9 protein-coding genes and 1 pseudogene are annotated in these 7,673 nt (G+C 69.8%); 8 read left to right on the top strand and 2 right to left on the bottom strand.

All coding sequences use genetic code 11. The features are described 5' to 3' along the window. Both ACFVJS_RS24670 and ACFVJS_RS24665 read left to right on the top strand, forming a co-directional pair. A partial coding sequence (locus tag ACFVJS_RS24670; RefSeq protein WP_378885961.1) for an ROK family protein occupies positions 1 to 274 on the top strand: 274 nt, incomplete at its 5' end. Further along, entirely contained in the window at positions 271 to 1,236 is a 966-nt protein-coding gene (locus tag ACFVJS_RS24665) for an ROK family protein (protein WP_378885959.1), read from the top strand. The genes ACFVJS_RS24670 and ACFVJS_RS24665, both read left to right, overlap by 4 nt. On the opposite strand, the gene ACFVJS_RS24660 is transcribed toward ACFVJS_RS24665, so the two are convergent. Then, complete coding sequence (locus ACFVJS_RS24660; protein WP_378885957.1) at positions 1,233 to 1,721, bottom strand: hypothetical protein; 489 nt, start codon at positions 1,719 to 1,721, stop codon at positions 1,233 to 1,235. The two genes, ACFVJS_RS24665 and ACFVJS_RS24660, sit on opposite strands and share 4 nt — an antisense overlap. A 98-nt stretch (positions 1,722 to 1,819) precedes the next feature. Between ACFVJS_RS24660 and ACFVJS_RS24655 the strand changes: the two genes are divergently transcribed. The 4 genes from ACFVJS_RS24655 to ACFVJS_RS24640 are packed head-to-tail and all read left to right on the top strand — an operon-like array spanning position 1,820 to position 4,800. Beyond that, a complete protein-coding gene (locus ACFVJS_RS24655) occupies positions 1,820 to 2,560 on the top strand; it encodes a lysophospholipid acyltransferase family protein (protein WP_378885956.1) in 741 nt (246 codons plus the stop codon). Then, a complete protein-coding gene (locus ACFVJS_RS24650) occupies positions 2,557 to 3,042 on the top strand; it encodes a flavin reductase family protein (protein WP_378885963.1) in 486 nt (161 codons plus the stop codon). Before ACFVJS_RS24655 ends, ACFVJS_RS24650 begins: the two co-directional genes overlap by 4 nt. Next, positions 3,039 to 3,881, top strand: coding sequence for an arylamine N-acetyltransferase (locus ACFVJS_RS24645; RefSeq protein ID WP_378885954.1), 843 nt, complete (start codon positions 3,039 to 3,041; stop codon positions 3,879 to 3,881). The genes ACFVJS_RS24650 and ACFVJS_RS24645 overlap by 4 nt, the downstream gene beginning before the upstream one ends. 25 nt (positions 3,882 to 3,906) lie before the next feature. Further along, complete coding sequence (locus ACFVJS_RS24640) at positions 3,907 to 4,800, top strand: hypothetical protein (RefSeq protein ID WP_378885952.1); 894 nt, start codon at positions 3,907 to 3,909, stop codon at positions 4,798 to 4,800. A gap of 16 nt (positions 4,801 to 4,816) precedes the next feature. Here the strand turns inward: ACFVJS_RS24640 and ACFVJS_RS24635 are convergent, their stop codons facing one another. After that, complete coding sequence (locus tag ACFVJS_RS24635; protein ID WP_378885951.1) at positions 4,817 to 5,344, bottom strand: GNAT family N-acetyltransferase; 528 nt, start codon at positions 5,342 to 5,344, stop codon at positions 4,817 to 4,819. A 217-nt stretch (positions 5,345 to 5,561) separates the two neighbouring features. On the opposite strand from ACFVJS_RS24635, the gene ACFVJS_RS24630 reads away from it, so the two are divergent. Further along, entirely contained in the window at positions 5,562 to 6,869 is a 1,308-nt protein-coding gene (locus tag ACFVJS_RS24630; RefSeq protein WP_378885949.1) for an endo-1,4-beta-xylanase, read from the top strand. A 388-nt stretch (positions 6,870 to 7,257) separates the two neighbouring features. Beyond that, positions 7,258 to 7,673, top strand: a pseudogene (locus tag ACFVJS_RS24625) (HNH endonuclease); the annotation flags it as partial.

Here is a 7,673-nt window from a genome sequence, read left to right as displayed (position 1 = left end):
CGGTGAGGGTGAGGGTTGGGCCATCGTGGCGCTGTCGGCCCTCGGAATTTGGCTGGGCGGGGGGATCGCCTGCAGGGCCGCGGGGCTCGCCCCGGCCGTGGTGGCCATCGGCGGCGGCGTGGCCGACGCCGACGACCTGCTGCTCGGGCCTGCCCGGCGTGCTTTCCTGGCGCAGCTGACCGGCCGGGGACACCGGCCGATGCTGGACATCCGCAAGGCCACCCTGGGCAACGACGCGGGGCTGATCGGCGCGGCCGACCTGGCTCGCAAGTGAGCCTGCACATCGGTGTCGACATCGGCGGCACCAAGGTGCTCGCGGCGGAGGTCTCGCCGGCCGGCGAGGTGCTCCGCACCGCTCACCGGAGCACACCGGGGCGCCGGGTCGACCTGGAGCTGGTCGAGGACGCGCTGACCGAGGCGGTCAGCGAGGTGGCTGCCGGGCGTCCCGTCGCCGGGGTCGGGCTGGCCGCCGCCGGGTTCGTCGACGCGGCGGGGGAGCGGGTCATGTTCGCTCCCCACCTGCCGTGGCGCGGCGAGCCGACGCTGACCCGGCTCTCCTCGCGCTGGGGCACCCGGGTGGCACTCGACAACGACGCCAACTGCGCCGCGCTCGCCGAGCTTGAGCTCGGCGCGGCACGCGGTGTCGACTCCGCCCTGCTCATCACCCTCGGCACCGGCATCGGCGGCGCCGTGATCCTGGACGGTCGCGTCGTGCGCGGCCGTAACGGCATGGCCGGCGAGTTCGGCCACATGCAGGTCGTGCCGGGTGGGCTTCCGTGCGAGTGCGGCCTGACCGGCTGCTGGGAGCAGTACTCCTCGGGCAACGCGCTGGTCGCGTTCGTGCGTGCCCGTGTGGAGACCGAGGAGCACGCCGGCGGCCCGCTCGACGAGCTCGCCGCGGGCGACCCGCTCAAGATCACCGGCCCGGCGGTCACCGCCGCCGCGGCCGACGGCGATGCGCTCGCGCTGGCCGCGTACGAGTCGGTGGGGTCGTGGCTCGGTGTCGGGATGGCCGGCCTGGTGGCCGCCTTCGACCCCGAGCTCCTGGTGGTCGGCGGGGGAGTCTCGACCGCGGGTGACCTGCTGCTGGCGCCCGCTCGGGCGGCCCTGGAGGCCTCCCTCGTCGGCCGCCTCCATCGTGACGTACCGCCGATCGTGGCGACCGCCTTCGGTGCCGAGGCCGGCGTCGTGGGGGCGAGCATCCTGGCCCGCCGGGCGACCTCGAGCCAGGACTAGACGCGAGCGCCGTCGTCCCAGGGGTCGCGGGGCTCGGACGGCATCGTCGCCAGCAGGTAGACGAAACCGGCGATGAAGGCCGTGACGAGGCCGCCGATGACCCAGCTGCTGAAGTGCTCGTCGGTGATCTGGGTGACCACGATCAGCACGAGCACCGCGACCGGCGCGCCGAGCACGCCGATCCAGGCCAGCAGCCGCGCCGGGGTCGGCTTCGGCAGCGGCGGGGGAGGCGGCGGGACGTAGCCCTCGTCGTCGTCACGCCACATGTCGTCGTAGGGGTCTGGCTCGTCGACGGGTTCGACGATGTCGATCTTCTTCTCGAAGAGGCCGCGGGAGACGGGCTCGTCCTCGAGCGCGGGGCGGTCGCCGTAGTTCTCGACGATCTCGCGCCAGGCTTCCTCGTCCGACGGCTGGCCCTCGGGAGGCACGGAGGCGTCGTCGGAGGCCCCGGTGATGTCCTCGGGCCGGTCGTCTCGCTCGCTCACTCTTCCAGCCTAGCCGGATCTCATGACAGGGTGCGGGAGTAGAAGTACCTGTCTCGTTATAGGCTCACCGGTCGAAGGCAATTTGGGAAGGCGATGGGGTGTCGACGAAGCTCTTCTACTCGTTCTTGAAGTGGGTCGCTGTCGGTCCTCTGCTCCGGGCGGTGTTCCGCCCGACCTGGGAGGGTGTGGAGAACATCCCGCGCAAGGGTCCGGCGATCCTGGCCGGCAACCACCTCTCCTACGCCGACTGGCTCTTCATGCCGCTGGGCTCCCCGCGGATGGTGCGCTTCGTGGCGAAGGCGGAGTACTTCACCGGCACGGGCGTGAAGGGGTTCCTGCAGCGTACGTTCTTCAGCGGCACCGGCAACGTGCCGATCGACCGGTCGGGGGCGACCGCGGCCGAGGGTGCCCTGATCGCCGCGAAGCGGGTGCTCGGCGACGGCGAGCTCTTCGGGATCTATCCCGAGGGCACCCGTTCTCACGACGGCAAGCTCTACCGCGGCCGCACCGGCATCGCTCGGTTGGCCCTCGACACCGGCGCTCCGGTGATCCCGGTCGCCGTGATCGGCACCGACGTGATCGCGCCCCCGGGCAAGAAGCTCGGCAAGATCGTCCGGCCGCGGATCGTCTTCGGCAAGCCGCTGGACTTCTCGCGCTACGAGGGAATGGCCAACGACCGCTACATCCTGCGCGCGATCACCGACGAGATCGTCTACGAGATCCTGAAGCTGTCCGGCCAGGAGTACGTCGACATGTACGCCACCGAGGCCAAGAAGCTCGCCAACGGTGAGAAGCCCGCGAAGAAGAACTCCGCGCGGCCGACCAAGGACGTAGCCTGACGATCCACTCGTCCCACCCGTTCCCGACGCCGGAGGACCCGGTACGCCGGTGGCGCGGTCGTCTGGGTGGGCGGGTGTCGCTGTGGACCTCGGGCTCGGCCGGGCTCACCGTCTCCTCGCTGATGATGGCCAACGGCGCGCCGGGTGCCGTGCTCGGTCTGCTCGACCCCGACTCGGACCTGCGCGACGAGCTCGAGGAGACCGGCGTCGGGGTCGTGTCACTGCTCCACTGGCGCCACCGTGATCTCGCCGAGGCGTTCGGCGGCACCGCTCCCGCGCCCGGCGGCGCCTTCCGGACCGGGTCATGGGAGACGACCGAGTTCGGGCGGCGTCTCGCCGACGCCCCCACCTGGGCCGGCGTACGCCTGGTCTCGATGACGGAAATCGGTTGGTCGGCCCTGGCGACGTGCGAGATCGTGTCGCTCGAGGTGGGTGACGACTCCGACCCGCTGGTCCACCGGCACGGAAGGTACGAACGATGATCGACGGCTATCTGCGACGGCTCGGCATCGAGGGGCGGCCGGAGGCGACGTACGAGACGCTCGTCGAGCTTCATCACCGCCATCTCGACACGCTGCCCTACGACAACCTCTCGACCATGCTCGCCGCCATCGGCGCGGTCGGGGCGCCGCACTCCGTGGATCCGGTCGAGACGCTGGAGCGGGTCGCCGCCGGCGGCAACGCGGGCTACTGCTTCCACCACAACGGTCTGGTCTCGCTGGTCCTGGAGGAGCTGGGATTCGATGTCGTCCGCCGCCCCGGCCAGCTGATCGAGACGACCGGCCCGAGCGGTGAGCTGGACCATCTCGCCTTCGAGGTCCGCGGGCTGGCGACGTCCGATAACCCTGGTGGGCGCTGGTGGCCCGATCTGGGCTTCGGCGACGCCTTCCGGGATCCGCTGCCGCTGGTCGACGGACACTTCCGGCAGAACGGGTTCGTCTATCGGCTGGTGCGGGTGGGCGAGGACGGCTGGACGTTCCACCACGACCCGGCGGGGTCCTTCCACGGCAACCTCATCCGCGGGCTGGTGGACCTGGACGAGGTCGCGGCGAGGCACCCGGCCCTCTCGACGCCGCCCGGTCCCTATACGAGCAAGCTGGTCGTGCAGCGGCGCGACGCGACCGGCGCCGACACCGTCCGCTCGATCCGCTACACCCGGATCGGGGAGGGTGCGGTCACCCGCGAGCTGCGTGACTTCGCGGAGTGGACGGCGGCCCTGGAGGGCCTCGGGCTCTCCTTCGCCGGGGTCGAGGAGGACGCACTGCGCGAGCTCCACAAGCGACAGGCCGCCGACTACGACGAGTGGTTGCTGACGCGGTAGTCGGCGACGTGCTGAGATGGCGGACATGAGCGACGACGCACCTGCCCCCGAGCTGCTCGACATCGCCGCCGAGCTCTACGGGCTGCCGCTGACCGACTTCACTCCCGAGCGCGACGCGCGGGCCAAGGCTCTGAAGGGCACGTCGCTGGCGGGCCCGGTCAAAGCGCTCAAGAAGCCGTCGACCGCGGCCTGGGTGGTCAACCTGCTGGTGCGCTACGAGACCGAGCAGGTGGAGCAGGTGATCTCGGTCGGAGCGCTGCTCCGCGAGGCGCAGACCGGGATGGACGCCGCCCAGCTGCGAGAGCTCACCAAGCAGCGCCGGCAGCTGACGGCTGCGGTGACGACCCGCGCTCGCGGTCTCGCGCGTGAGCACGGCCTGCGGGTGACCGAGGCGGTGGCGACCCAGGTCGAGGCGACGCTGACGGCAGCGATGATCGACGAGTCCGCCGCCCGCGCCGTACGCAGCGGTCTGCTCGTCGCCGCCCTGTCCGCGACCGGCGTCGACGACGTCGACGCGGCATCGGCCGTCGCGCTGCCCGACGCGATGGGCTTCGAGGTCCCCGAGGTCGTACCTCCGCCTCCCGAGCCGCTACGAGCCGTTCCCGACCTGCCCGACACCGCCGCCCTCGATGAGGCGCGCGAGGCGCTCGCCGAGGCCGAGTCGGCGCTGTCCGAGGCCGAGGCGGAGCGAGACAAGGCGACGGCGGCCTTCAAGGACGTCGAGGCCAGGTCGCTCCAGGTGAAGTCCGAGATCGAGGATCTACGCCGTCGCCTGGCCGATCTGGAGGCGACCGCGCTCGAGGTCGAGGACGAGCTCACCGAGGCGGAGGAGGCGCGCGACTCCGCCGAGACCGCGGTCTCGGACGCGGCTGCTGCCCGGGACTCGGCGGCTGCGGAGGTGGAACGGCTCGAGGGCTAGGACCCTCCGCGGTGGGTCAGATGTCCTTGCGCATCCGGACCAGTGGTACCGGGGCGCCGCCACGGTCGTCCTCGATCCGTTCGACGGCTTGGAAGCCGTACGCCCGGTAGAGCGGCTCGCCGGCCAGCGTGCCCATCAGCTCGAGGGTGGTGAAACCCTCGGCCGCGGCTGCTCGCTCGCACAGGTCCAAGATCAGCCTGCCGACGCCGCGACGGGCGAAGGCCGGGTCGGTGTACATCGCTCGCACCCTCGCCGGGTCGGTGGCCGGGTCGAGGAGCGTCGGCTCACGGCCGGGGGTGTGGTCGCCGCCGTAGAGGGTTGCCCTCCGGCTCCAGCCGCCGCAGCCGGCGATCTCGTGGCCCTCCTCGACGATGAAGTAGGTGCCATCCTCGATCAGCTGGGTGTCGATGCCCATCACCATCCTGCTCGAGGCGATCTGGGCCTCGGTCAGGAACCCCTTCTGGAGCTCGGCGATCGAGGTGTTCATGATCTCGGTCAGGTCGGGGATGTCGGCGGGAGTCGCCAGGCGGTGGGTGAAGGGCACGGAGCGAGCCTGCCATCTCCGGCCACGTCGGCGACCGCAGATCTGCAACCCAGGATTCCTGTGTGAGGGATGTCACGTGAAATGCCGGCGATCTCTTGACGCTGTAAAACGATGTCGATAACGTTTTCGAGCGAGTTCGCGCGAGCTCTGAGGTAGCACCGACCACCGTTCAATCGAGAGAACAGGATCGATGATGACCCGAGTTCGAGTTAGACCCGTGCGTGCCCGGCTGGGGAGAAGCACCGCCCGCTTCGCCGCCGCGGCAGCCATGCTGATCACCGGCGGCTTCGCCGTCGTCTCCGGCGCAGTCCCGGCCCATGCCGACGGCACCACCCTGCAGGCTGCGGCTGCCGAGTCAGGCCGCTATTTCGGCACCGCCATCGCGGCCAGCCGGATGTCGGACTCGCAGTACATGACCATCGCGAACCGTGAGTTCAACATGATCACCGCCGAGAACGAGATGAAGATGGACGCGACCGAGCCATCGCAGAACCAGTTCAACTTCACCTCGGGAGACCGGATCGCCAACTGGGCCCTCCAGAACGGCAAGCGAGTCCGCGGGCACGCGCTGGCCTGGCACTCCCAGCAGCCGGGCTGGATGCAGAACATGGAGGGCAGTGCCCTCCGCAACGCGATGCTCAACCACATCGCCGGCGTCGCGGGGCACTACCGCGGCAAGATCTACGCCTGGGACGTGGTGAACGAGGCGTTCGAGGACGGCTCCTCCGGAGCCCGCCGCAACTCCAACCTCCAGCGCACGGGCAACGACTGGATCGAGGCCGCCTTCCGGGCCGCCCGCTCCGCCGACCCCAACGCGAAGCTCTGCTACAACGACTACAACACCGACAACTGGAGTCACGCGAAGACGCAGGCCGTCTACAACATGGTCCGCGACTTCAAGTCGCGCGGCGTACCCATCGACTGCGTCGGTTTCCAGGCCCACTTCAACTCCGGCAACCCGGTGCCGAGCAACTACCACGTCACGCTGCAGAACTTCGCGGACCTGGGTGTCGACGTACAGATCACCGAGCTCGACATCGCCGGCTCCGGCACCTCGCAGGCCGAGCAGTACCGTGGCGTCACCCAGGCCTGCATGGCGGTGACCCGCTGCACCGGCATCACGGTCTGGGGCGTACGTGACAGCGACTCGTGGCGAGCCTCGGACACGCCCCTGCTCTTCGACGGCTCCGGCAACAAGAAGCTCGCCTACAACTACGTCCTCAACCAGCTCAACACCGCCGACGGCGGGTCCACCCCGGGAGGGAGCTGCACGGTGACGGTCACCCGGACCGAGTCGTGGGGCGACCGGTTCAACACGGTCTTCGCTGTCAGTGGTACCAACAACTGGGTCGTCAGGATCAGCACCGGGGCCGGGCAGAGTCTGCAGAACTCGTGGAACGCCAGCGTCTCCGGGACCTCGGGGACTCTCACTGCCACGCCCAACGGCAACGGGAACCAGTTCGGGATCACGTTGTACTCGGGTGGGAACACGTCGACGCCTACTGCTAGCTGTACTGCGGTCTGAATCTGGCAGGGCGGGGTCTCGGTCGCGGATCGTGGCCCCGCCCGGCCGGCTGGTCGAGCCGTTGGAGCCGCTGGGCGGAGGGGTTGTCGAGCTCGTTCCCGGGAAACCTCGGTTGGCGACTGTTCCTTCGTTTCAGGGTTCGCCGCCGACCCGATCTCTAGTGTTTCTCGATCGCGCGCCGCGTCAAGGACGCCCTGCGGGCGCCGGCTTCGCCGGCCGCTTCGCGGTCCTCGACCCGGCACCCGATCGAGAAAAGATTTCGCCTGTATCGGGGCGGCGGCGAGAGAGTGGCGCAGCACTCATGCGTCTTGTTCGCTGACTGCATAACTTGGGGCTGACCAGCCAAAATGAGTAGCGGAATGTACTGTCGTCGCATATAATAAGACGTATGTCCGAGACCATCGACCGCCTCCTCGACGGACCACCTCCCGGTGCGTCCGAGGGTGAGCTGGTCGACTGGATCACTCGTCTCGAAGCCGTGAAGTGCCGAGTCGAGGCTGTTCAAGCCGAAGCAGCGGTACGTCTCGAGGAAGCCGCCCGGGCCCGGCAGGCCGAGGCGGGGGTGCCTGTTCGCAGGCTCGGCGAAGGCGTCGCCTCCCAGGTGGCGTTGGCGCGCCGGGTCTCACCCGCTCGGGGTGCGAAGCTGCTCGGGCTGGCCAAGATCCTCCTTGCGGAGATGCCGCACACCTTCGCGTTGATGAAGGCCGGGCTGTTCTCCCAGTGGCAGGCCACCATCCTCGCCCGCGAAACCGCCTGCCTCTCCCTCGATGACCGGCGGATCATCGACCACGAGCTCTGCGCCAC

This window comes from Nocardioides sp. NPDC057772, assembly GCF_042798075.1.
Lineage (GTDB): Bacteria > Actinomycetota > Actinomycetes > Propionibacteriales > Nocardioidaceae > Nocardioides.
Note: the sequence above shows the minus strand (reverse complement) of the source record. Positions and strands in the feature narration are given on the sequence as shown.